Below are 23,038 nucleotides of genomic sequence, written 5' to 3'. Positions count from 1 at the left end.
CACTTTTATGTCAAGTGGTATATTTTCACCACCCACTCCACCAGGTTGTTTTCATGGCCCGACACAAACCCACCGCCGAAGGCGGCTACCAACGCGGTGAAGAAACCCGCGCACGCATCGTCGACAGCGCCTTGCGGCTGTTTGGCGAGCGCGGGTTCGAGGGCGCCTCCACCCGTGATATCGCCACGGCAGCCGGGGTCAACGCGCCGGCGCTGCAGTACTACTTCGACAACAAGCAAGGGGTGTACACGGCCTGCATCGAGTTGATCCTCGACCGGGTCTGGGAGCAGCTGGCCGCCCCAGTGGCCTGTGCCGAAGCGCTGGTGGAGGATGCCGCGTGCTCCGACGCGCAGCTGATCGATTGCTACCTGGGCCTTCTGGGCAGTTTCATCGCGTTCATCCATGACAGGCCCTCAGCCGTGGACTGGCGCCGTTTCATGGCGCGCGAACAGGCCGGCCTCGGCCCGCCCGGCACCCTGGCGCTGATGGACGAGCGCCTGCACCGGCGCCTGGGCACCGTCACCTGCACGCTCATCGGGCGCCTCACCGGGTACGCCGCCAATGATGAGCGCACCCTGATCCGCACTTTTGCCCTCAACAGCCAGGCCATGGTGTTCCGGGTGTTGCGCCCCCAGGTACTCGGGGTACTGGGGTGGGATACGATCGATCAACAGCGCACCCAGGCGGTGCGTGAGGTGCTGCTGGGGCAGACCCGGCTGACCCTGCAAGCGCTGGTTGCCGAGCGCGATGCGAGGCTTGCTGGGTAGCGCCTTGGCGATAAAAAGCCCCTTCCTACAGATTTGCGCCGCCTTAGTCCCCTGTAGGAGCGAGCGCAGCTCGCGATGGGGCGCGCAGCGGCCCCAGGTTCACAGCTTCACAGCACAGGATGCCGGGGCTGCTTTGCAGCCCATCGCGAGCTGCGCTCGCTCCTACCGGGCCGGATCCAGCGGCCGCGCTGGAAAGCGCGATTCGCAGCGCAGAATTTCGGCCACCACCTGCGCCGTTGCCGCCTCCAGGGTGCCCTCGTTACGGCACAGCACCCAGCCCTGCTCGGCCACCGCTCGCTCGAAGGCCTGGGTGCAGGCTGCCTGCTCTTCAACGGTGAACAGCACCGTGCTGCCAAGGCCTCGTGTGCGGGCGGCCGCCCTGGCCCAGGAAATACGCGGGTCGGTGACCACGCCCACATGCAGGTCGGGCACCTGCACGCCCCGTTCCAGGTTCAACTGCAGGATGTCTGCAAAGGGGATGTTGCGGCGAAAGGCGGCATCGGACGGATACCAGCGGTCGATCAGGATGATGCTGTCCGCCGGCTGCCTGGGCAGCACATGCTGTGAAATCCAGGCGCGGCTGTCGGCAAGCCGCTCACACACGTTGAGTTCCAGCGCCCGCGAGGGCGCCCTTGCGAGGGCGTTGACCAGGGCCATGATTTCGCCCCGAAAAGGGTCGCTTTTGCGTTCGCAAAGGCGGATGACCTTGCGCTTTTCTACGCGCAGGGCCTGGGTGACGGCCTCCAGCAACGTGGTCTTGCCGGTGCCCTTGGGGCCATCCAGGGAAACGAACAACGGACGATTCATGGTGCGATGAGGGTTTGGCGCAAGTGAGCGGGGGGCAGGCATGATGCACGGAAAGTGGGTCAGGGTCGCCTTTTTTCGCCGCGCAGCTGTCGAACGATGCTGTACTGTACGTCAGATATCTCTCCAGGCACGGGCCCAATGACATTCGACCCCCAAGTAAACCTAACCAACTGCGATCGCGAGCCGATCCAGATCCCGGGCAGCATCCAGCCCCATGGCTGCCTGATTGCCTGCGATGCCTCAGCCCGCATGGTGTTGCGCCATTCGGCAAACCTGGCCTCGATGCTCGGTATCAGCGGGGAAATCAACGGCCAGAAACTGCATGCGGTGCTCGGCGACGAGGTGGCGCACACCCTGCGCAACGCGCTTGCGCGCACCCGGGAAGGGGCCCGGCCTTCGCTGACCTTTGGCGTGCAGCTCCCGTGCGGGCGGGCCTTCGACATCTCCGCTCATGTGTTCAAGGGCACCGCGATCATCGAGTTCGAACCTGCCGGTGCCAGCATTGCCGAGCCCATCGAGCTGGCCCGTACCCTGATCGCGCAACTGCGGGAAATCGACCAGACCCATAAACTGTTTCGCGACGCCGCCCGCTTCGTGCGGGCCGTGCTCGGCTATGACCGGGTGATGATCTACCAACTGGGCGCCGACGGCGCCGGCAAGGTGGTGGCCGAAGCCAAGCGCGGCGACCTGGAAAGCTTCCTCGGCCAGTATTTCCCTGCCTCCGACATTCCCCAGCAGGCCCGTGCGCTGTACCTGCGCAACCCCATCCGAATCATTTCCGACGCCCAGTTCAAGCGCGTGCCGGTCGAGCCGGTGCTGGACCTCTCAGGCGAACCCCTCGACTTGTCCTACGCCCACCTGCGCAGCGTCTCGCCGATTCATTGCGAGTACCTGACCAACATGGGCGTGGGCGCCTCGATGTCGATTTCGGTGATTGTCGATGGCCAGTTATGGGGCTTGATCGCCTGCCATCATTACGCACCGCGCACCCTGGCCATGGGCCAGCGCGTCGCCGCTGAAATGTTCGGCGAGTTCTTCTCGCTGCACATCGAAACCCTGCGCACCCGGCAACACCTGGAGGCCGCCGTCAACGTGCACAAGGCGTTGGATTCCTTGTTGCGCGATGCCAACCATTCCCAGGACATAGAAGCGTTCTTTCATTCACGCCTGGCCGAGTTCCAGTCGCTGATCCCCTGCGACGGCATCGGCATGGCGCTGCAGGGCCGCTGGACATCGGCCGGCCTCACCCCACCCAAGGCCGCCCTGCCCGACCTGCTGCGCCTGGCGGAGGTGGTCAGCGAAGGCCGCACCTGGGCGTCGAACCGCCTGTCGATGGCCCTGCCTGCTGCCCAGGCCTATTTCGCCGACGTGTCAGGGGTACTGCTGATCCCCATGTCGCAGCAGCCGCGGGACTACCTGATGCTGTTTCGCAAGGAAGTGGTGGAGACGCTGGATTGGGCCGGCGACCCGAACAAAACCTACGACAGCGGCGCGCTGGGCGACCGCCTGACCCCACGCAAGAGCTTTGCCATCTGGAAGGAAACCGTACACCAGCAGTCGCTGCCCTGGAGCGAACAGGACCGCCAGTTCGGCGAGGCCATCCGCACCGCCGTGGTCGAGGTGGCGCTGCACAACAGCGAGCTGCTGGCCAACGAGCGTTCCAAGGCCGAGGTGCGCCAGCGCATCCTCAATGAAGAACTGAACCACCGGGTGAAGAACATCCTGTCGCTGATCGGCGCGCTGGTGGCCCACCCGACCTCGGAAAGCCAAACCCTCAAGGACTACGTGGCAACGCTCAAGGGCCGAATTCACGCCCTGTCCCTGGCCCACGACCAAGTGGTGCGCGGCGACGGTGGCGGGCGCCTGGCGGCCTTGCTCGAAGCCGAGCTCTTGCCCTACCGCAGTGCGGCGCAAGCCATCGAACTGTCAGGCCCCAACGTGATTCTCGATGCCCGCGCCTACTCGGTGATGGCGCTGGTGCTGCACGAATTGGCGACCAATGCGGCCAAGTATGGCGCGCTGTCGCGCGCTGGCGGCAAATTGTGCGTGAACTGGACACTGGACGCCGGCAATGCCTGTGACATCACCTGGCGTGAAAGCGACGGCCCAACGGTTCGCCCGCCGAGCCGCAGCGGCTTTGGCACGGTATTGATCGACCGCAGCATCCCCTTCGACCTCGGTGGCACAAGCAACGTCGAGTACCTGCCCGAGGGGCTGCGCGGGTTCTTCAGAATTCCGGCCAAGCACCTGTCGGTGGCACAGCAGCCAGAAGCCGCAAGCCCTGCCGCACCCTTGGCCCAGGCCCACGAGGCTTTCGCCGCGCGGGTGGACACCTGCGTGCTGATCCTCGAAGACCAGCTGGTGATTGCCGTGGGGCTGGAGCAGATCCTCAACGATGCGCAGATCAAGGATGTGATCACCGCCAGTTCCGAGGATGAAGCCCTGCGCCTGTTGGGCAGCCGGGTGCCGCATGCGGCGATCCTGGACATCAACCTGGGCACCGGTACATCGATCTCGGTGGCCGATGAGCTGCTGCGCCGGGGCATTCCGTTCCTGTTCGCAACGGGCTACGGCGACAGCGTGAGCATTCCCGAGCACTTGCGCCAGGTATCGGTAATCCGCAAGCCCTACGATGCCAATGCCATCCTGACCAGCCTGCAGAGCCTCCTCTGATCGCTCTCTGATTTAACCGATAACCCTGTAGGAGCGGGCTTGACCCGCGAACACCGGCTTAGCCGGTGCCTGCTTCGCGGGGCAAGCCCGCTCCTACAGGGCAATGTTCCCTGCGCGACCGCGCCGTACCGAAGCTCCCCCCAAAGGGTGATTCCGGCCACCTGCACAGTGTGCGAGCATTCGACTCGCCCCACCTCCAGCGTCACCCCTGACTGAACTCCCTTGCCAGTAGCGAGCTTGCTCGCCTGCTGCGGCTTCCTGCATCCCCTTCCAGGAGTTAGCTATGCATACAACAACAACTACAGCCCAACCTCATCATTGCGCCGCGCCCACCGCCACCGACCGTTTCAGAAAGTCCATGGGCATGACCGCCCTGGTGCTGTTCGGCCTGGCCTACATGGTCCCGCTCGCGGTCTTCACCACCTACGGGCTGGTCACCCAAATGACCAAGGGCCACCTGCCTACCGCCTACATGCTCACCCTCGCCGCCATGCTGCTGACCGCCTACAGCTATGGGCGCATGGTTCAGGCACACCCCTACTCGGGCTCGGTCTATACCTATACACGCAAAGCCTTCGGCAGCCATTTCGGTTTCATGGCGGGCTGGACGCTGCTGCTCGACTACATCTTCCTGCCGCTGCTCAGCTACCTGCTGATCGGCATCTACATGTCCGAATACTTCCCGGCCATTCACGCCTGGGTGTGGGTTGCAGGCTCGATTGCCCTGGTGACCTTCCTCAACCTTATTGGCATCGAGTCGGTCACCCGGGTGAACTGGGTGCTGGTGGTCGCGCAACTGGTGTTCATCGTGGTGTTCGTGGCGCTGTCAGTGCGCAACATTGGCGAGCACACCACCCCGGTGTCGCTGTTGGCACCTTTTCACCATGAAGGCTTCAGCGTGCCGCTGATCATGACCGGGGCTGCGGTGCTGTGCCTGTCGTTCCTGGGATTCGACGCCGTGTCGACCATGGCCGAGGAAACCAGCAACCCAACCACCCGCATCCCCCAGGCGATCCTGGCGGTGTCGTTGATCGGCGGCCTGTTGTTCCTGGTCGTGTCCTATTTCGCGCAAATGGTGTTCCCCGACTGGGGCAGCTTCGCCGACCCGGATTCAGCCTCGGTGGATGTGATGCGCCGGGTGGGCGGCGAGTACCTGGTAACCGCCTTCACCGCCACCTATGTAGCCGGTTGCTTCGCCTCGGCCATGGTGTCCCAGGCGAGCGTGTCGCGGGTGCTGTTCGCCATGGGCCGCGACGGCGCGCTGCCACGGGTGTTCGGCCAACTGGTCACGAAGAAGCGCGTGCCGGCGACGGCGATCCTGCTGGTGAGCCTGCTGTCGCTGGTGGCACTGTTCATTACCCTGGACACCGTGGCCAACATGATCAGCTTTGGCGCGCTGTTCGCCTTTTCGGCGGTGAACCTGGCGGTGGTCAAGCATTACCTGGTGGACCAGCAGCTGCGTGGGCTGCGCAACTGCCTGCTGTACGGCGCCATTCCGGCGCTGGGGTTTCTCAGCACGATCTGGTTGTGGACCAGCTTGTCGCGCATGTCGTTCACCATTGGCCTGTGCTGGATGGCCGTGGGGTTCGTCTGCCTGCTTGGGCTGACCCGGGCGTTTCGGGTGAAACTGCCGGAATTGCAGATGGCCGAGTGATTGGCTGAGGCCTGGTAGGGCGCTTTCGCGTGTAGGAGCGGGCTTGCCCCGCGAAAGCGCCCGCCAGGATTTACCCTTTCGCCAACCAAACCTGCTGGCGGCCCAGCACGGAAGCGGCCGTCTCCCCCACCAATTCGGCATACACGCCCGGCGCGGTTGCACCTTCGGTGTTGATGAACAGCACCCGCGCATTGCCATCCAGGCCGAGCCTCGCCGCCTGCTCGGCGTCCTGCATCAGCGCCACAAGCCCTGCCAGCCCGGCAACCCCCGACTCGCCCGCCAGCAGCGGAACGTCCCGGGCACTGCCCGCCGCCAGGCGGCGCATGGCGGCCACGGCCTGTGCATCACTGATGGTCATGAACCCATCGACACTGGTTTCCAGGAACCGCCAGGCCAGCGGTGACGTCTCGCCGCAAGCCAGCCCCGCCATTACCGAATCCACGGAACCCGTGGCCCGGGCGGCCCGGCCCTGAACCGCGCTCTGCAACAGGCAATCGGCCTGCTCTGGCTCAACCATGACGAAGCGCGGGCGCTGCTGGCCATGCAACTCCCACAGGTAACTGACAATGCCCGCCGCCAGGCCACCGACCCCGCCCTGCAGAAACACATGGGTCGGCGCGCTGGCCTCGGCAATTTCCGCCGCGATGGTGCCGTAGCCCTGCATCACATCGCGCGGAATCACTTCGTACCCTGCATAGGACGTGTCCGACACCACGGTCCAGCCATTGTTGGCGGCCAGCTGCGCCGCGTGCGCCACCGACGCATCGTAGTTGCCGCTGATGCGCACGATTCGCGCGCCGTAGTCGGCAATCGCTTGCTCGCGTTCGGCACTGACCTGGGCATGCAACACGATCACGCAGCGGCAACCCACGCTCTGCGCAGCCGCCGCGAGGCCCTTGCCGTGGTTGCCATCGGTGGCGCTGATCACTGTGAAATCGGCCAGTGCCTGGGCGTAGCGCCCCTGCAACAGCCCCTGGGGGTCGAAGCCCTGCTCGGGAAAACTACGCAGAATCAGCCGCACCAGGGCGATGGGTGCGCCCAGCGCCTTGAAGCTGCCCAACGGCGAGCGCACCGACTCGTCCTTGACCAGCAGCTGGGCCACGCCCAGTTGCTCGGCAAGGCCCGGCAACGGGTACAGCGGCGTCGCGCCGGGGTTCAGCCGTGGCCAGGTCGCCAGCCACTGGCGGCTCTGCTCGGCACGGGCGATGTCCATCACGTCCTTGAGCGCGGACGGGTATGGCTGGCGCGTGGCCTTGGGGTTAAAAACGAACATCAGACACTCCTTTCAACAGGCAAGGGCAAGGCGACGGCCAACGACATCCAGCAGCACCTGGGCGCCCTGGATCAGTTGCGCGTCATCGGTGTGCTCGCGGGGGTTATGGCTGATACCGCCACGGCTGGGTACGAAGATCATCGCCGCCGGGGCGATGCGCGCGATCATCTGCGCGTCGTGGCCAGCGCCGGAGGTCATGCGCCGGTGGCTGAAACCCAGGCGCTTAGCCGAGGCTTCGATCTCATCGGCAAGGCCGGCATCGAAGGTCACCGGCGCAAAGCGCACCAGGCGCTCGGTGCTGATGGTCACCCCCTCCTGCTCGGCCAGGCTGGCCAGCAGCTCAGCCAGGCGCTGCTCGGCGCTCGCCAGGCGGGCCTCGTCGGGGTCACGCAGGTCGACGGTGAAGCGCGCCTTGCGTGGGATGACATTGATCACGTTGGGCTCGAACTGCATGCAGCCAACCGTGGCCAGGGTGGTGCCCGACGCCAGGGCCAGGCTGCGCAGTTGCGTGACAACGGCGCTGGCGACGTAGCCGGCATCATGGCGCAAGCGGGTTGGGGTGGTGCCGGCATGGTTGGCATTGCCCTGCACCTGCACCTGTTGCCAGGAAATACCCTGCAGGTTCTCCACCACGCCGATCAACGTGCCTTCGGCTTCCAGAATCGGCCCTTGCTCGATGTGCAATTCCAGGTATTCATGGGGCACGATCGCGCCCGGCTCAAGTGTGCCGGCGTAGCCAATACGGGCCAGTTCGTCACCCAGCCGGGTGCCGTCGGTGCCCTGGGTATCCAGCGCCTGCTCAAGCCCCAGGCCCCCGGCGTACACCAGTGAGCCCATCATGTCGGGTTGGTAGCGCACACCCTCCTCGTTGGTAAACGCGGCCACGGTGATCGGGCGCGCCGGCAGCACGCCCGCAGCGCGGTAGGCACGCACCACCGCCAGCCCCGCCAGCACGCCATAACAGCCATCCAGGGCGCCCGCGTTGGTGACCGTGTCGATATGCGAGCCGATCATCAGCGGGCGCGGGTCGCCCTGCCCTGGGGCCGCCCCTAGGGTGCCGAAGATATTTCCAATGCGGTCTACCTGAACATCCAGTGCCAGCTCGCGCATCCACCCCACCAGCAGGTCACGCCCGGCTTTTTCCGCATCGCTCAGGGCAATGCGCGTGCGGCCACCGTGCTCGGCGTCCGCGCCCACCTGCCCCAGCACCTGGATCTGCTGGAGCAGTGTCGGGCCATCGAGTTGCAATTGCCTAGGTGCGTTCATCCGCTGTTCCTCAGTCACGATGGGGAAATTCTATTCGCCCCTCATGCATGAAAAACTTGATTTTCAGCCGTTTTGTGCAATTTCATTACGCCATCTACCGACCTTCACTCACCCACGGACGCTCGAACCATGGCACTCGATCATTTCGACAAGGCGTTGCTCGACGCCGTACAGCGCGATGCCAGCACGTCGCAACTGGACCTCGGCGCTCAGGTCAACCTTTCTTCGGCAGCGGTGAACCGCCGGCTCAAGAAAATGACCAGCGATGGGGTCATACGCGGCACCCAGGTGCAGGTCGACCCGACGATGCTGGGCTACACGCTGACCGTAATCACCGAGGTGGAGGTGGAAAACGAACGCCTCGACCTGCTCGACGCCATGAAGAAAACCTTTCTCGCCTGCCCCCAGGTGCAACAGTGTTATTACGTGGCGGGCGAATGCGACTTCGTGCTGATCATGCTGGTCAAGCACATGGAGCAATACACCCAGTTGACCCGCGAGCTGTTCTTCGAAAGCAACAACGTCAAGCGCTTCAAAACCTTGGTGTCGATGAGCACGGTGAAGAGCGGGCTGTTCGTGCCAACCGATAACTGACCAAACAGTCAGCCCGAAAAGCCCGATTTAGAGCGGTTATTTCACTTTTTGTTACAGAAAAATTGCGCTACTCTCGCCCCGCCAAAACAACAGCAAGGAAGGAAAGGGGCATGAAAATCGAGATCGCGCAAAACGAGCACGATGCAGGCTGCAAGGTCATCATCGATGGGCATCCGGTGTCGTTTGCCAGCCTGGCAGACGCCGAAGCCTACGTAGCGCGCCTGACAGAACGCCTGCAAGCCGCGCCGCAGGCATTCGCCCCGGCCCCTGCAGAACCGGCCTGAGCCGCCAGCCTTACCTCCCACCCCACCGTGGGATGCTTGAATGGTATGATCCCACGTTAAACGTTTCAGTATGTTTCAAGGGATCCCAATGTCCGTTCAGGAATTACCGCCCCTCGCCGTTTCCAAAGGCGAAATCGGCAAGATGGAAGCTGCCATGGCACTGGGCAGCTTCGCCATCGGCACCGGCGAATTCGCCATCATGGGGCTTATGCCCGACATCGCCAGCAACCTGCAACTCAGTGAGCCACAAGTCGGCCATGCCATCAGCGCCTATGCGTTGGGCGTGGTGGTCGGTGCCCCGGCGCTGGCGATACTGGGGGCCAAGCTGCTGCGCAAGCACATGCTGCTGTTGCTGATGGCGCTGTACGCCATCGGCAACCTGGCCACCGCCTTCGCCCCGTCGTTCAGCAGCATGGTGGCCTTCCGCTTTATCAGCGGCCTGCCCCATGGCGCCTATTTCGGCATCGCGGCCGTAGTGGCATCGAGCATGGTGCCAAGCAACCAGCGTGCAGGCGCGGTGGCCCGGGTGATGATGGGCTTGACCCTGGCGATGCTCCTGGGCAACCCCGTGGCCACCTTCCTGGGCCAATTCTTTGGCTGGCGTTCGGCATTCATCCTGGTGGGGGCCATCGCCCTGTGCACCATCGCCCTGGTGTGGCGCTATGTACCACAACCGGCTAATGAGGCCCGCAGCGACCCACGCAAGGAACTGCAAGCCTTCACCCTGCCCCAGGTATGGATGGCCCTGGGGATCGCCGCCATCGGCTTTGCCGGGATGTTCTGCGTATTCAGCTACCTGGCCCCGACCATGCTTCAGGTGACCCAGGTGTCGCCGGAGTGGATCCCCTTCGGCCTGGCAGCGTTTGGCGCTGGCGGCATCATTGGCAACATTGCCGGGGGCAAGCTGTTCGACCGCCTGCAGTTCCGCGCCGTGGGCATCGTGCTGGTGTGGTCGATGGCCGTGCTGCTGTTCTTCACCTTCGCCGCCCATGCGCTGTGGTCGGTGCTGCTGGGCATCGGCCTGGTCGGCACCATGATCGCCCTGGCCGCGCCCTTGCAAATCCGCCTGATGGACATCGCCCACGAGGCGCCAAGCCTGGCGGCAGCGTCCAACCACGCCGCATTCAACCTGGCCAACGCCCTGGGCCCCTGGTTCGGCGGCATGGCCATTACCGCCGGCCTGGGCTGGACCAGCACCGGCTACATCGGCGCCGCCACGGCACTGGCTGGGTTGCTGATCTACCTGGCAGCACGGCGGATGAAAGGCGGCCACTGAGTTGGCCGTGTTGTAGGAGCGGGCTTGCCCCGCGAACCCGGCGCCCCGGTGCCTGGCACGGGCTTCGCCCGTGTTCGCGGGGCAAGCCCGCTCCTACAAGAAAGGGTATGCGGCAGGGCCTCAAGGCATTTTTCACATTGCCCTCACTTGCTTACAACAAACGCCGTGGCATTATTGCAATGCGCATCCATTGACTGAATAAAATCAAACACTTCCTTAACTTTTGTTTCATACGAAAGTGCCATTTCGTTAATTGCTTTTCCCTTCCCAAGGCGTCGACAATCGCCCCCGCTCCGAGCTGAACGCCAGTACCTGCGCGCCCTTGGCACGAGCCTAGAAAACTACCCAGCCCGTGCCTTCGTCCCGAAGACAATCAATAAACTTTTCAGAGGAAGTTTATGAACGCGCCAGCCCACCCTATTAACTTCGCCCTTCACGAACATATCCTGCTGACCGGTGCCACTGGTTTTCTCGGCGGGTCGGTCACGGCTCAATTGATCGACAACGGCCGCAGCGCCAACCTGTGTTTCCTGGTGCGAGCCAACAGCCCGGAGCAAGGCCTGGAGCGCCTGCGCGACAACCTGCGCCAGCACGGCGTGAGTGAAGCAGACTGCCAGGCCCTGCGCGCCGAGCAGATCCTGTGTGGCGATTTCCTCGACACCCACTGGCTGGCAGCCGCCACGCCACGGCTGATGCAAATCGACCGTGTGATCAACTGCGCCGCCGTCGCCTCGTTCTCGAAAAACCCCAACATCTGGCCGGTAAACGTCGAAGGCACCTATGCGTTTGCCGAAGTGATGAGCCGCTCCACCCGCCTCAAGCGCTTCCTGCACGTGGGTACCGCCATGAGCTGCGGCCCGCAGCGCCAGTCGCCGATCAGCGAGTCGTGGGACTTCCCGGCCGCCGAGCAGCAACTGGTCGACTACACCGCGTCCAAGGCCGAAATTGAGCGGCGCATGAGCGAACAGCTGCCAACGCTGCCGCTGGTGGTGGCGCGCCCGTCCATCGTGGTGGGCCACCGCACCCTGGGTTGCCAGGCCTCGGCGAGCATCTTCTGGGTGTTCCGCATGGGCTTCGCGCTGGAAAGCTTCACCTGCGAACTGGACGAGCAGATCGACGTGATCCCGGTGGACTACTGCGCCGAGGCGCTGATTGGCCTGACCCTCAAACCAAGCCTGGAACACGACCTGTACCACATTTCCGCCGGCCACCAGGCCGCCTGTACCTTCGCTGAAATCGACCGTGCCTTCGCCCACGCCAATGGCGCGGCGCCGGTGGGTGAGCGCTACCGCAAGGTGAATGTCGCCGACCTCAAGAGCCTGGCCCAGGACTTCGAAGCGCGCATTGGCCCGGCCAACCCACGCCTGGTGCTGCGCGCCCTGCGCCTGTACAGCGGCTTTGCCGACCTCAACTACCTGTTCGACAACAGCCGCCTGCTCGAAGAAGGCATCGCCATGCCGCCGCGCTTCACCGATTACCTGGATGTGTGCGTCAAATCCTCCAGCGGGGTAAGCATCGCCACCCAGATGCAGTGGGACTTTAAATAACTGTGTAGGAGCGGGCTTGCCCCGCGAAGCAGACACCGCGGTGCATGGCACCGGCTGCGCCGGTGTTCGCGGGGCAAGCCCGCTCCTACAATCAGATGTAGCCGGGCGTGACCAGGTTCGGCGGCCTTTGCCCGCTCAGCGCGGCCAGCAGGTTGTCCACCGCGCAGCGCGCCATGGCCTCGCGGGTTTCATGGGTGGCCGAGCCGATATGTGGCGTGGCCACCACATTATCCAGCTGCAACAACGGCGAGTCCTGGGCCAGCGGCTCTTGTACGAACACATCCAGCCCTGCCCCGCGAATCCGCCGTGCCCGCAGCGCCTTGATCAACGCCGCCTCATCCACCACCCGGCCGCGGGCGATGTTCACCAGAATCGCTTCGGGCTTCATCAGCCCCAGCTCCCGAGCACCGATCAAACCCTCGGTGCTGGCACTCAGGGGCACCGTCAGGCACACGTAATCCGCCTCCCCCAGCAAGGCATCCAAGGTGCAGTAGCGTGCACCATAACGCGCCTCGACCTGGGGCTTGGGCCGCTGGCTGTGGTACAGCACCTGCATGCCGAACCCGGCAGCGCCGCGCCGCGCCAATGCTTCACCGATACGCCCCATGCCGACGATACCCAAGCGCTTGCCATGCACATCGGTGCCGAAATGCGCTGGCCCCAGGCTCGCCTGCCAGTGCCCGTCGCGCACCCAGCCGGCCAGTTCCACCACCCGCCGCGCGGTGGCCAGCAGCAAGGCGAAGCCGGTGTCGGCAGTGGTTTCGGTCAGCACATCGGGGGTGTTGGTCAGCATGACCCCGCGCCGGTGCAGGTCGTTGATGTCGTAGTTGTCCACGCCCACCGACACACTGGCCACCACTTCCAGCTGCGGCGCCAGGTCCAGCAGTGCGCTGTCCAGGCGCAAGCTTGCGCCCAGCAGGCCGTGGGCGCCGGGCAAGGCGTCACGCAGGCGCGCCAGGCCGTCCGGCTTGGCCATGTCGACCCAGGTTACCTCCACCTGCGCCTGCAGTTGCGCCAGCAGCCCCTCGGACAGACGCTTGTACAGCACGATTCGTTTTTTCATTGCGGCTTCCTATTGGCCCATGGCCCGATGAGGTTTTCAGTGCGGCCGTCAGCGCCACCGCGGTCAGCAGCGCCCCGGCCATGAACAGGTAGGACGCGCCTGGCCCGCCGGTCGCGCCATTGAGGTAGCCCACCAGCCACGAGCCGCCGAACGAACCCAGCGCGCCCATGCTGTTGATCAGCGCCATGGCGCCACCGGCCACGTTGGCCGGCAGAATTTCCGGCACGATGGCGAAGAACGGGCCATAGGGCGCGTACATGCACGCCCCGGCCACCACCAGCAGGGCGTACGACAACCAAAAGTGCTCGCTGCCCAGGGCGTAGGAGCCATAGAACGCCACGGCCGCGATCAGCAGCGGTGGCCAGACGAAGCGCTTGCGCTTCTGCAGGCGGTCCGAGGCCCACGACACGCCGATCATCGCCAGCACCGCCGCCAGGTACGGCACCGAGGCCAGCCAGCCGGCCTCGACGATATCCACATTGGCCGCCTGCTTGAGTATCGAAGGCAGCCACAGCACGAAACCGTAAACGCCGATGCTCCAGCAGAAGTACTGCAGCGACAGCACGATCACCTGCGGCGAACGAAACGCCTCGCGGTAGTTCTTCACCGGCCGGATGCCCTGCTGCTCGGCCGCCAGGGCCTGCTCCAAGCGCGCCTTGTCGGCGTCGCTCAGCCACGCCACCTGGGCGGGCCGGTCATCCACCAGGCGCCACCAGATAAACGCCCACAACACTGCCGGCAGGCCTTCGATGATGAACATCCAGCGCCAGTCGAAATGCTTGATCAGGTAACCCGACACCACCGACATCCACAGGATGGTCACCGGGTTGCCAAGCATCAGGAAGGTGTTGGCCCGCGAGCGCTCGGCACGGGTGAACCAGTGGCACAGGTACACCAGCATCGCCGGCATCACCGCCGCCTCCACCACGCCCAGCAGGAAGCGGATGGCGATCAGCAGGTAGACGTTGCTGATCATCCCGGTCAGGGTCGCCAACCCGCCCCAAAGCATCAGGCTGGCGAAAATCAGCTTCTTCACACTGCGTTTTTCGGCGTAGATGGCCCCCGGCACCTGGAAGAAGAAGTAGCCCAGAAAGAACAGCGCCCCCAGCAGCGACGACAGCGCCGGGGTGATCTTCAGGTCGTCGGCCATCCCCGAGGCTGCGGCGAAGCCGTAGTTGGCGCGGTCCAGGTAGGCCAGGCTGTAGGTGATGAACACGATGGGGATGATGTACCACCACCGGCGTGGAGCAAGGCGGGAGGTTTGCATGAATCGATCTCCTGAGCTTGTTGTTTTTGTCGCAACAGGGCCGGCGTGCCGGCGATCAGCGTTTCAAGCACTTCTGCGTAACAGGTGCGCCTCCAGCTCATGGCGCTGCGGCAGGCCTTCCATGTCGCCGCGCGATTGCACCGCGCGGCTGCCGCACCAGTTGCCGCGGGCCACCGCGTCATCCAACGCGCAGCCTTCGAGCAGCGCGCTGATGACACCGACGGCAAAGGCATCGCCGGCACCTACGGTGTCCACCACCTTGGCCACCGGCACCGGGGCGACCAGCCCCTGGCCCTGGGCATTGCGGTAGTAGGCACCCTCGCCGCCCAGCTTGATCACCACCTGCTCGACACCCTGGGCCAGGTAGAATTCGGCAATGTCGGCGGGCGCCTGCCGGCCGGTGAGCAGGCGGCCCTCCTCAAGGCCCGGCAGCACCCAATGGGCCTTGACCGCCAGGGCATTCACTTCGCGCACCATGGTGGCCGGGTCGGGCCACAGTGACGGGCGCAGGTTGGGGTCGAAGGAAATGCTGCAACCGGCGCTGCGCATGCGCTCGACCAAGGCGTGGGACAAGGCCCGGCAGCTGGCCGACAGCGCCAGCGGAATACCGGTGGCGTGCAGGTGGCGGGCCTGCAGCAAGGCTGGGGCAAGCTGCGCGGTGGACAATTGGCGGGCAGCCGAATGGCCACGGAAATACTCAACCACCGGGTCGCTGCCATCATCGCAGCGGCCCTTGAGCTGAAAACCGGTCGGCCATGCAGGGTCGACGTGCACATGGCTGCAGTCCAGGCCTTCCTGGCGCAGGCTGGCGAGCACGAAGCGGCCCAGCGAGTCGTCGCCGACACGGCTCAGCCAGCGCACCCGAAACCCCAAGCGGGCAAGGCCAATGGCAACGTTGCTGTCGGCGCCGGCGATGCGCTTGCTGAACGTCGCCACATCCGCCAGGTCGCCGGTTTGCCCGGCAATGAACATCGCCATGGTTTCACCGAAGCACAGCACATCATGCTCAGGCATGGCTCACCTCCTCGCCCAGGCGGGCCAGGTTGTGCACCTGGGCCCGGGTTACCGCCAGCAGGTCGGCGCCCACCAACGGGAACTCCACAGCCCGCACAAGGCCGGCTGCGAATTCATCGAACAGTGCCTGCCAGGCCAGCAGGTCGGCGGCCTTGGGCGGTACGGCGGCCAGGCGGCCATCGTCTTGGCGCTGCACCGCCTTGCAGTGCACATAGCGCACCCAGCGGCCGAGCTGGCGCGCCGCCTGCAGCGCCGACTCGCCTTGCCAGTGCCAGTTGCCGATATCGAACGTCATGCCCAGCGGCAACCCCCAGCCCTCGACGCGTCGCCAGAACGCCAGCATGGGTTCGATGCGCCCGCCGTGCTCGGTCTGGTCGTTTTCCACCAGCAGCAAGGGGCATCCGGGGCTGAGCATCGCCTGCAGGGCGCCGACCTCGCAGCGCTCGCTGTAATGCCCCAGGGACACTTTCAGCGCCACGGCGCCCAAGGCCTTGGCCAGGGCGAGCTTGGCTGGCAGGCGCGGGTCGGGTTGCCCGTCTGCGCCCCACAGTTCCAGTGGCGAGGAATACAGGCATTCAAGGTTCGCGGCGCGAATGGCAGCGCCGAGCGCGGCAGCGTCCGGTGCGCCCTCGAACAGCTCTTCGCGCAATTCGATGCGCGCCACACCGGCTGCAGCCAAGAGGTTGATAAAACTTTCCTGGCCACGCTGGCGAACCAGGCTGGCGCCGTAGCTGGAAAGGCTGATGGAAACGGGGTTCTGGTGCATTGTTGTTATCCTATGAAACCGGTTTCATTTTTCAGAGCGTAATGCCCATGGCATTGCCGTGGGCAGGTTATTGCAGGTTCTGCGTGGACCCTCGAACGATCAGCTCGGCCTTGAAGTCGATTCGCCGTGGCGCTGGAGCGTTCCCGCGCAAGCGTTCGAGCAGGCACTCGAAGGCGGCCACGCCAATGCGGCCGGTAGGCTGGGCCAGGGCGGTAATGCCAGTGCCCACCAGCGGGTACCAGTCCAGTTCGTCGAGGGCGATCAGGCCCACGTCGTTGAACAGGTTGCACCCGGCGTCGTGCAGCACGCGGGTGACGGCCAGGGTGGCGACGCCGTTGAAAGTAAAGATCGCCTGCGGGCCGTGGCCTTTGCTGGCGAGAAACGCACCCAGCTTGGCGTGCAGGCCGCTGTCGACCTCCAGCAGTTGCTGGCGCATGCCGCTGCGGTTGCTGATGGAGGCGGTAAACGCCTGGACCCGTTCCAGCCGCGAACTGGTGCCGTCCAGCGGTTCGGTGACTGCCAGGATGTCGCGGTAGCCGCGTGCCTGCAGGTGATCCAGGGCTTGTTCGATGGCGTCGGCGTTGTCCAGCCCCACCAGGTCGACGTTCAGCTCCGGCAGCTGCCGGTCGACCAGCACCATGGGAATGTCGCGCTGCAGGTTCAGCAGTTCGCCGGGGTGGCGGCCAAGGGTGTTCACGATCAGCCCCTCGACGTTGTAGGACTGCAGGGCCGTGAGGTGATGGCGCTCCTGCTCGTCGTCGCGGTTGGTGTTGCACACCACCAGGCTGTAGCCGTGCTGGCGGCAAGCGGTTTCCACGCCATGCATCACCGCTACCGAATAGGGGTTGAGGATGTCCGCCACCAACATGCCGATCAGCCGCGTTTGGCCGCGCTTGAGGCCCCGGGCCATCTGGTTGGGCCGGTAGCCCAGGCGCTCGATGACCTGTTCCAGGCGCTGGGCGGTGGCTTCGGCCAGTAACTGCCGGTCGCCGCCGATATAGCGCGAAACCGTGGCCTTGGACACGCCAGCCTGGCGCGCCACTTCGCTGATGGTTACCCGCTCACGGGCATTGAAGGGTGAATCGGTCATTGCGGGCCCCTTGTGATTGTTGTCGGGTGACGGCGAATGAAACCGGTTTCAATACAGCAAAACCACGCGCGTTCGTCAACCCGTCGATGAACGAAAGTGTCACAGGGTGGGTGAGACAGAGCAAGAAATATACGGCGTAACTACTTGATATATAGGGTGGTAGGAGCGAGCGCAGCTCGCGATAGGCTGCAAAGCAGCCCGACATCATGAGCTGTGAAGCTGGAACCATGGGGCCGCTTCGCGCCCCATCGCGAGCTACGCTCGCTCCTACCAGGTCGGCGCATTCTTGTTAGCGAAGGGCTTTCACATCGCTGGCGCTGACCGAACTGCCCTGGTTACCCCAGCTGGTGCGAATGAAATTCACCACATCCGCCACTTCCTGGTCGCCCAAGCGCCAGCCGAACGCCGGCATGGTGAAGTTCGACGGTGCACTGTGGGTGGCCGGCACCGTGCCACCCGCCAACACCACATGGATCAGCGAGGTGGCATCCGCCGTCTGCACCACCGTGTTGCCGGCCAGCGCCGGGAACACCCGGGTGTAACCATGGCCATCGGTACGGTGGCAGGCGGCGCAGTTGTCGACATACACCGACGCGCCGGCCTTGCTGTCGTCGCCGCGCCACAGGGCATCGGCCACTTGCTGGTCGTAGGCATGCGGCTTGTCGTCCGGGTTGCTCGGCGGCAAGGTTTTCAGGTAGCGGGCAATGGCCGTAAGGTCGGCGTCGTTCAGGTGCTGCAGGCTGTGCTCCACCACATCGCTCATGCCGCCGAATACCGCGCTGCGGTCACTGCGCCCGGTCTTGAGGAACTGCACCAATTGCGCCTCGCTCCAGCTCCCCAAACCGTCCTTGTGGTCGCCACGCAGGCTCTTGGCGATCCAGCCTTCCAGCGGCGCACTGCCGGCCAGAAACTGCGCGCCATCCTGCGGGTTCAGGGCTTTTTCCTGCATGGTCAGCGCCCGCGGCGTATGGCAGGCCCCGCAATGGCCCAGGCCTTCGACCAGGTAGGCGCCGCGGCTGACCACCGGGTCCGCCCCGGCCTGGGGTTGCCAGGCCTTCGCCTCGGGGGCGAACAGCCCGCGCCAGATCGACAGCGGCCAGCGCATGCTCAATGGCCAGGGAATGTCGCTGGCCTTGTTCGGCTGCGCCACCGGCTGCACGCCCTGCATGAAATAGGCGTACAGCGCCTGCATGTCCTCGTCGCTGACGCGGGCATAGGACGGGTACGGCATGGCCGGGTACAGCGTGCTGCCGTCCCGGGCGATGCCTTTGCGCACCGCCTGGTCGAACTCGGCGAAGCTGTATTGGCCAATGCCGCTGGCATCGGGCGTGATGTTGGTGGAGTACAGCGTGCCAATGGGCGTTTCCATCGGCAGGCCCCCGGCAAACGGCTGGCCACCCTTGGCGGTATGGCAAGCCACGCAGTCACCGGCGCGGGCCAGGTACTCGCCCTTGCTCACCAGGGCATCGTCGGCGTGGGCAGTGGTGCTGGCACCCAGCAGCAAGGTGGCGATCAACAGGTTTCTCATGGTCATCACTCCTCAAGCCTGAACCAGCGGGCCGGGGTTTTTCAGGTACTGCTCGCGGATCGCCCGCGCCGACCAGTAGGTCAGTGCCGCCACCAGGCCTGTCGGGTTGTAGCCCAGGCCCTGGGGGAACGCTGAAGCGCCTGGCACGAACACGTTGTGCACGTCCCAGCTCTGCAGGTAGCGGTTCAGCGCGCTGGTGTTGGGGTCGGTGCCCATGATCGCGCCACCGTTGAGGTGGGTGGTTTGATAGTTGGCGGTGTTGAAGTGTTCCTTGACCTTCTTGCCGAGGATGGCGATGGACTTGGGGTTCATCGCCTGGGCGATCTTGCTGAGCTTGTCGACCATGAACTGGTTCATCTTGATGTCGTTTTCCTGCCAGTCGAAGGTCATGCGCAGCAGCGGCTGGCCGTAGGCATCGCGGTAGGTGGGGTCGAGGTCCAGGTAGTTGCCGCGGTACGACTGGTGCGCGCCGTGGGCATCCATCGACACCTGGTGGGTGTAGTAGTCGGCAGCGGCCTTCTTCCACGCACTGCCCCAGGCCGGGGTGCCAGCAGGCACGCCAGCCCCGGTGATCGGCCGGCTGCCGGCCTGGTTCACCCACATCGGCGAGCCGCCAACGAAACCATGCGGGCCATGGTCGAAGTTGTCGGCGTTGAAGTCATCGATGGCCACGCCGTTGCCGCCGGCGCCGATGAAGTTGTTGGTATGGGTGCGCTTGTCGAAGAACGCCTTGACCGTGCCCATGTTCTGGTAGGCGAAGTTGCGCCCGACCACGCCTTCGTTCTTGATCGGGTCGTAGGGCTTGCCGATGCCCGACAGCAGCATCAGCCGCACGTTGTTGAACTGGAAGGCGGCGAGAATGACGATATCCGCTGGCTGCTCGACCTCACGCCCCTGGGCGTCGACGTAGGTCACGCCGGTGGCCTTGCGCTTGCTGTCGTCCAGGTTCACCCGCAGCACATGGGCATTGGCACGCAGTTCGAAATTCGCCACCTGGCGCAGCGCCGGCAGAATGTTCACGTTCGGCGAGGCCTTGGAATACATGTAGCACACGTAGCCGCTGCAGAACCCGCAGAAGTTGCACGGCCCCATCTGCGCGCCGTAAGGGTTGGTGTAGGGGCCCGAGGTGTTGGCAGACGGCAGGTTGTAGGGCTTGTAACCCAGGCTTGCGGCAGCTTTTTCGAACAACCTGGCCGACACCACGTTCTTTTGCGACGCCAGTGGGAACGGGTTAGAGCGGTCGGGCGCGTAGGGGTTGCCGCCCTTCCCTTCGCCCACCCGCGTGCCGTTGACCGTCCAGGCCTGGCCGGAGGTGCCGAACACCTTCTCGGCAAAGTCGAAATGCGGTTCCAGTTCCTCGTAGCTCACGCCGAAGTCCTGGATGGTCATGCCCTCAGGAATGAAGCGCTTGCCGTAGCGTTCTTCGTAATGGCTGCGCATGCGCAGTTCCATCGGGTCTACCCGAAAGTGCACGCCCGACCAGTGCAGCCCTGCTCCGCCCACGCCCTTGCCGGGCAGGAAGGCGCCCAGCTGGCGATTGGGCAGCGCGACATCATTGACGCTGTGGCGAATGGTGACGGTTTCCTTCGAAACATCGACGAACAGTTTCTTGCGAATGCTGTAGGTCAGCTCGTCGATCACCTGGGGGTAGCTGCCGTCGGGATAGGTGTCCTGCATCGGCCCGCGTTCCAGCGCTACCACCTGCAGCCCAGCCTCGGTCAATTCCTTGGCCATGATCGCGCCGGCCCAGCCGAAGCCGACGATCACCGCGTCGACCTTTTTCATTGCATTGGCCATGCCTTACGCCCTCTCGCCACGAATCGATACTGCCGGGAACGGGTATGGCTCGTTGCGCTCCACCCAATCCATGAAATCTGCCCGCGCGCCGGGGAAGCCGATTTGCGTCCAGCCCACCATGCCCCTGTTGCCCCCGTGGATCGGGTCGCAAAAGAAGCCTTCGCGGGTGTTTTGCAGCAACAGGCTGAAAAAGGTCTTGGCCGGCAACTGGTCGAAAACGATCTCCCCGGCTTCGATCTTGCCGAGAACCTTATCTCGGGTAGCGCTGTCTTGCTCGGCAAAGGTTTTGCCGCTGGCGTTCTTGCACCAGGCGTCGGTGGCAGCAATTCCCAGGCGGTAGATTTGCTGCGGGGTGAGTTGCAGCTGGTAGCCCAGCTCAGGCGCGGCATCGGCCTTGAAGGGGCCTTGCATGTACCACTGGGCACCGGTGGCATACGGGGTGTTCATCTGGCGGTCGATGAATTCGCCAGCCCCGGCTTCCAGGGCGCCAGGGCCAAGTTCATCGGCGGGGATGAGGCGCGACACGGCCGCTTGCACGAAGGCCCATTCCTCGGCGGTGAAGAAGGTCGGCTGGTAGTGGCTGGCGGGCGGCGCGGCCGGCACCTTGGGCTCGCGAACCGGGTCTGCCAGCAGTTGGCCGGCACCCAGGCCGGTGCTGGCCACGGTGACCACCGGGATCAGGGTCAGGGTTTTGCGCAGGAAGTCCCGGCGTGGGTTGTCGGGGGCATGGTCAGCCATTGTGGGGTCCTCATCAGCAAGGGGGCGGCCTTGAAATTGCGCCATCTGGTGTCCGGTCGGGCCGGAAAAGCCGCGTAATCTAGCCGGTTTTGCAATGCCTTGAAACCGGTTTCATCGGCTGCGGCATTCTGGACCTGGAACAAATCGTAATTATCTGATTTAACCGGAAACCCTGTAGGAGCGGGCTTGCCCCGCGAACACCGGCGCAGCCGGTGCCATACACCGCGTCGCCTGCTTCGCGGGACAAGCCCGCTCCTACAGAAATATCAGTTGAATTAGATAGTTACGATTTGTTCCATAGGAGGGGCAGCCAACTCTCTAGAAATTCAGCGTGTAGCCCACGATCACCCGGTTCTCATCCGCCCCATCGGCAAAATTCGAGCGCATGCTCGCGTTGCGCCAGCGCAGCGACACATTCCTGAACACCCCCGACTGCACCACATAACCCAGATCAGTGGTGCGCTCCCATTCCTCGCCCACCCCGCCACGCGCCGCCAGGGCCCGGCCCTTGACCGTGGCCACATGCTGCGGGTCGACCTGGTCGCCCTTCACGTAGCGCACATTGAAGATCAACCCAGGAAGCCCCAGCGCCGCGAAGTTGTAGTCGTAACGCAGCATCCACGCCCGTTCGTTCTGCAAGGCGAAGGTGCTGACCTGCTGCTCGCTGAACAGGTAGGTATCGGTGCCGCCCACATACGCATAGGCCGTGTCGCCACTGACCTTCTGATAGCCGCCACTGACCGTATGGCCGCCCAGGCTGTAGCCGAAGTTCGTGCTCAAAGTCCGGTTGTCCACCTGCCCCAACAATGCCTTGCCCTGTTCACGGGCGTTGAACCAGCGCCACTCGGTGAAGGCCTCGCCTAGCCCCAGGGCCAGGCGGTACTTGAAGCCGGCAAAGTCACGCCGGAACAGGTCCTGCAGCACGCTGGCATGCAGGCTCACGGTCAGGTTGTTCAGGGGCTGATAATCGGCGCCCGCATAGTACAACCGGTCGGTTGTCACGCTGGCCGCGTAGGCGCCCTGCTGCGCCATCGCCGTCAACGCCTCGAAATCGGTGGAATCGCGCAGCGTGGTTGCGTCCACCCGCAACCAGGTGAAGGTCAGGCCGGCGAGCTCCCGGCTCTGCAGTTGCGCGCCCCTGAACCACTGGGGAAACAGCCGGCTGTAGTTGGAAGCCAGCAACGGCAACTGCGGGCTCAGGCCACCGACCTGCAACTCGGACTGCGACCCTTTGGCCTTGAACGTGGCCACTGCCTTGGCGTATTCATCGGTGGCCCGCTTGTCGCTGCCCCGTGGCAACAACCCGGTGCCGCTGCGCTCGGGCGACGAATCGAGCTTGACACCCAGCATGCCCACGGCATCCAGGCCGAAACCCACTGGCCCTTCGCTAAAGCCCGATTGCCATTTCAGCATGAACCCTTGGGCCCACTCGCCCCGTCGGCTCTGGCTGGCCGTGTCGCCGTGAAAATCGCGATCGAAGTAGAAATTGCGCAGCTCCAGGCTGCCTTTGCCGTCGTCGAGCACCGCGGCCCGGGCCGCCGGGCAGGCGCAGCAAAACGCCGCGAGCATCAGCGATGCCCGCCGGGATGGGTATGCGTTCATGGGGTAGGCCTTGTTATTGTTGTTGTCGCACG

The 23,038-nt window shown here is 64.5% G+C and carries 18 protein-coding genes and 1 pseudogene; 7 read left to right on the top strand and 12 right to left on the bottom strand.

Annotated features, from left to right (window positions below; translation table 11 throughout):
- Positions 1-53: 53 nt before the first annotated feature.
- Positions 54-767 (top strand): CerR family C-terminal domain-containing protein, encoded by a 714-nt coding sequence (locus tag F3J44_RS17835; protein ID WP_167274552.1) that lies wholly within the window; start codon positions 54-56, stop codon positions 765-767.
- Between the two features lie 162 nt (positions 768-929).
- Here F3J44_RS17835 and F3J44_RS17830 read toward each other — a convergent pair whose 3' ends face one another.
- Positions 930-1,574 carry a dTMP kinase gene (locus F3J44_RS17830; RefSeq protein WP_167274549.1) on the bottom strand — a complete coding sequence of 215 codons (645 nt, stop codon included), beginning with the start codon at positions 1,572-1,574 and terminating at the stop codon, positions 930-932.
- Between the two features lie 138 nt (positions 1,575-1,712).
- Here F3J44_RS17830 and F3J44_RS17825 point away from each other — a divergent pair, with 138 nt between their 5' ends.
- Positions 1,713-4,247 carry an HWE histidine kinase domain-containing protein gene (locus F3J44_RS17825; protein ID WP_167274547.1) on the top strand — a complete coding sequence of 845 codons (2,535 nt, stop codon included), beginning with the start codon at positions 1,713-1,715 and terminating at the stop codon, positions 4,245-4,247.
- A 283-nt stretch (positions 4,248-4,530) separates the two neighbouring features.
- Entirely contained in the window at positions 4,531-5,901 is a 1,371-nt protein-coding gene (locus tag F3J44_RS17820) for an APC family permease (RefSeq protein ID WP_167274544.1), read from the top strand.
- 70 nt (positions 5,902-5,971) lie between these two features.
- Here the strand turns inward: F3J44_RS17820 and F3J44_RS17815 are convergent, their stop codons facing one another.
- Together F3J44_RS17815 and F3J44_RS17810 are read right to left on the bottom strand one after the other, a co-directional pair.
- Positions 5,972-7,174 (bottom strand): diaminopropionate ammonia-lyase, encoded by a 1,203-nt coding sequence (locus F3J44_RS17815; RefSeq protein WP_167064413.1) that lies wholly within the window; start codon positions 7,172-7,174, stop codon positions 5,972-5,974.
- Positions 7,175-7,186: 12 nt separating this feature from the next.
- Positions 7,187-8,440: a Zn-dependent hydrolase gene (locus tag F3J44_RS17810; RefSeq protein WP_167274541.1), complete on the bottom strand. Its 1,254-nt coding sequence runs from the start codon at positions 8,438-8,440 to the stop codon at positions 7,187-7,189.
- 129 nt (positions 8,441-8,569) lie between these two features.
- Here F3J44_RS17810 and F3J44_RS17805 point away from each other — a divergent pair, with 129 nt between their 5' ends.
- The 4 genes from F3J44_RS17805 to cprA all read left to right on the top strand — a co-directional run bounded on the left by F3J44_RS17805 (position 8,570) and on the right by cprA (position 12,141).
- Positions 8,570-9,034, top strand: a complete 465-nt coding sequence (locus F3J44_RS17805) for an Lrp/AsnC family transcriptional regulator (RefSeq protein WP_167064419.1) — start codon at positions 8,570-8,572, stop codon at positions 9,032-9,034.
- Between the two features lie 110 nt (positions 9,035-9,144).
- Positions 9,145-9,318, top strand: a complete 174-nt coding sequence (locus F3J44_RS17800) for a hypothetical protein (RefSeq protein ID WP_167064422.1) — start codon at positions 9,145-9,147, stop codon at positions 9,316-9,318.
- Positions 9,319-9,406: 88 nt separating this feature from the next.
- Positions 9,407-10,594 carry an MFS transporter gene (locus F3J44_RS17795; RefSeq protein ID WP_205299970.1) on the top strand — a complete coding sequence of 396 codons (1,188 nt, stop codon included), beginning with the start codon at positions 9,407-9,409 and terminating at the stop codon, positions 10,592-10,594.
- A 398-nt stretch (positions 10,595-10,992) separates the two neighbouring features.
- On the top strand, positions 10,993-12,141 hold the full coding sequence (cprA, locus tag F3J44_RS17790) for a cationic peptide resistance protein CprA (protein ID WP_167274537.1): 1,149 nt from the start codon (positions 10,993-10,995) through the stop codon (positions 12,139-12,141).
- A gap of 91 nt (positions 12,142-12,232) precedes the next feature.
- Here cprA and F3J44_RS29870 read toward each other — a convergent pair whose 3' ends face one another.
- The 9 genes and pseudogenes from F3J44_RS29870 to F3J44_RS17745 all read right to left on the bottom strand — a co-directional run bounded on the left by F3J44_RS29870 (position 12,233) and on the right by F3J44_RS17745 (position 23,006).
- The gene (locus F3J44_RS29870) at positions 12,233-13,204 is read right to left on the bottom strand and encodes a D-glycerate dehydrogenase (RefSeq protein ID WP_167274534.1); all 972 of its coding nucleotides are present in this window, start codon (positions 13,202-13,204) and stop codon (positions 12,233-12,235) included.
- 34 nt (positions 13,205-13,238) lie between these two features.
- Positions 13,239-14,471 (bottom strand): annotated as a pseudogene (locus F3J44_RS17780) (MFS transporter); the annotation flags it as partial.
- Positions 14,472-14,534: 63 nt separating this feature from the next.
- Positions 14,535-15,485 (bottom strand): sugar kinase, encoded by a 951-nt coding sequence (locus tag F3J44_RS17775; RefSeq protein ID WP_167274532.1) that lies wholly within the window; start codon positions 15,483-15,485, stop codon positions 14,535-14,537.
- A complete protein-coding gene (locus F3J44_RS17770) occupies positions 15,478-16,251 on the bottom strand; it encodes an AP endonuclease (protein WP_167274529.1) in 774 nt (257 codons plus the stop codon). The genes F3J44_RS17775 and F3J44_RS17770 overlap by 8 nt, the downstream gene beginning before the upstream one ends.
- Before the next feature lie 67 nt (positions 16,252-16,318).
- Positions 16,319-17,341, bottom strand: coding sequence for a LacI family DNA-binding transcriptional regulator (locus F3J44_RS17765; RefSeq protein WP_167274527.1), 1,023 nt, complete (start codon positions 17,339-17,341; stop codon positions 16,319-16,321).
- 289 nt (positions 17,342-17,630) lie between these two features.
- A complete protein-coding gene (locus F3J44_RS17760; protein ID WP_167274524.1) occupies positions 17,631-18,869 on the bottom strand; it encodes a cytochrome c in 1,239 nt (412 codons plus the stop codon).
- A 12-nt stretch (positions 18,870-18,881) separates the two neighbouring features.
- Complete coding sequence (locus F3J44_RS17755; RefSeq protein WP_167274521.1) at positions 18,882-20,666, bottom strand: GMC family oxidoreductase; 1,785 nt, start codon at positions 20,664-20,666, stop codon at positions 18,882-18,884.
- Between the two features lie 3 nt (positions 20,667-20,669).
- The gene (locus F3J44_RS17750; protein ID WP_167274519.1) at positions 20,670-21,404 is read right to left on the bottom strand and encodes a gluconate 2-dehydrogenase subunit 3 family protein; all 735 of its coding nucleotides are present in this window, start codon (positions 21,402-21,404) and stop codon (positions 20,670-20,672) included.
- 318 nt (positions 21,405-21,722) lie between these two features.
- The gene (locus F3J44_RS17745; RefSeq protein WP_167274516.1) at positions 21,723-23,006 is read right to left on the bottom strand and encodes an OprD family porin; all 1,284 of its coding nucleotides are present in this window, start codon (positions 23,004-23,006) and stop codon (positions 21,723-21,725) included.
- Positions 23,007-23,038 lie beyond the last annotated feature (32 nt).

It is taken from the genome of Pantoea sp. Tr-811, from assembly GCF_011752535.1.
GTDB lineage: Bacteria > Pseudomonadota > Gammaproteobacteria > Pseudomonadales > Pseudomonadaceae > Aquipseudomonas.
This window is presented reverse-complemented; position numbering and strand designations above follow the sequence as displayed.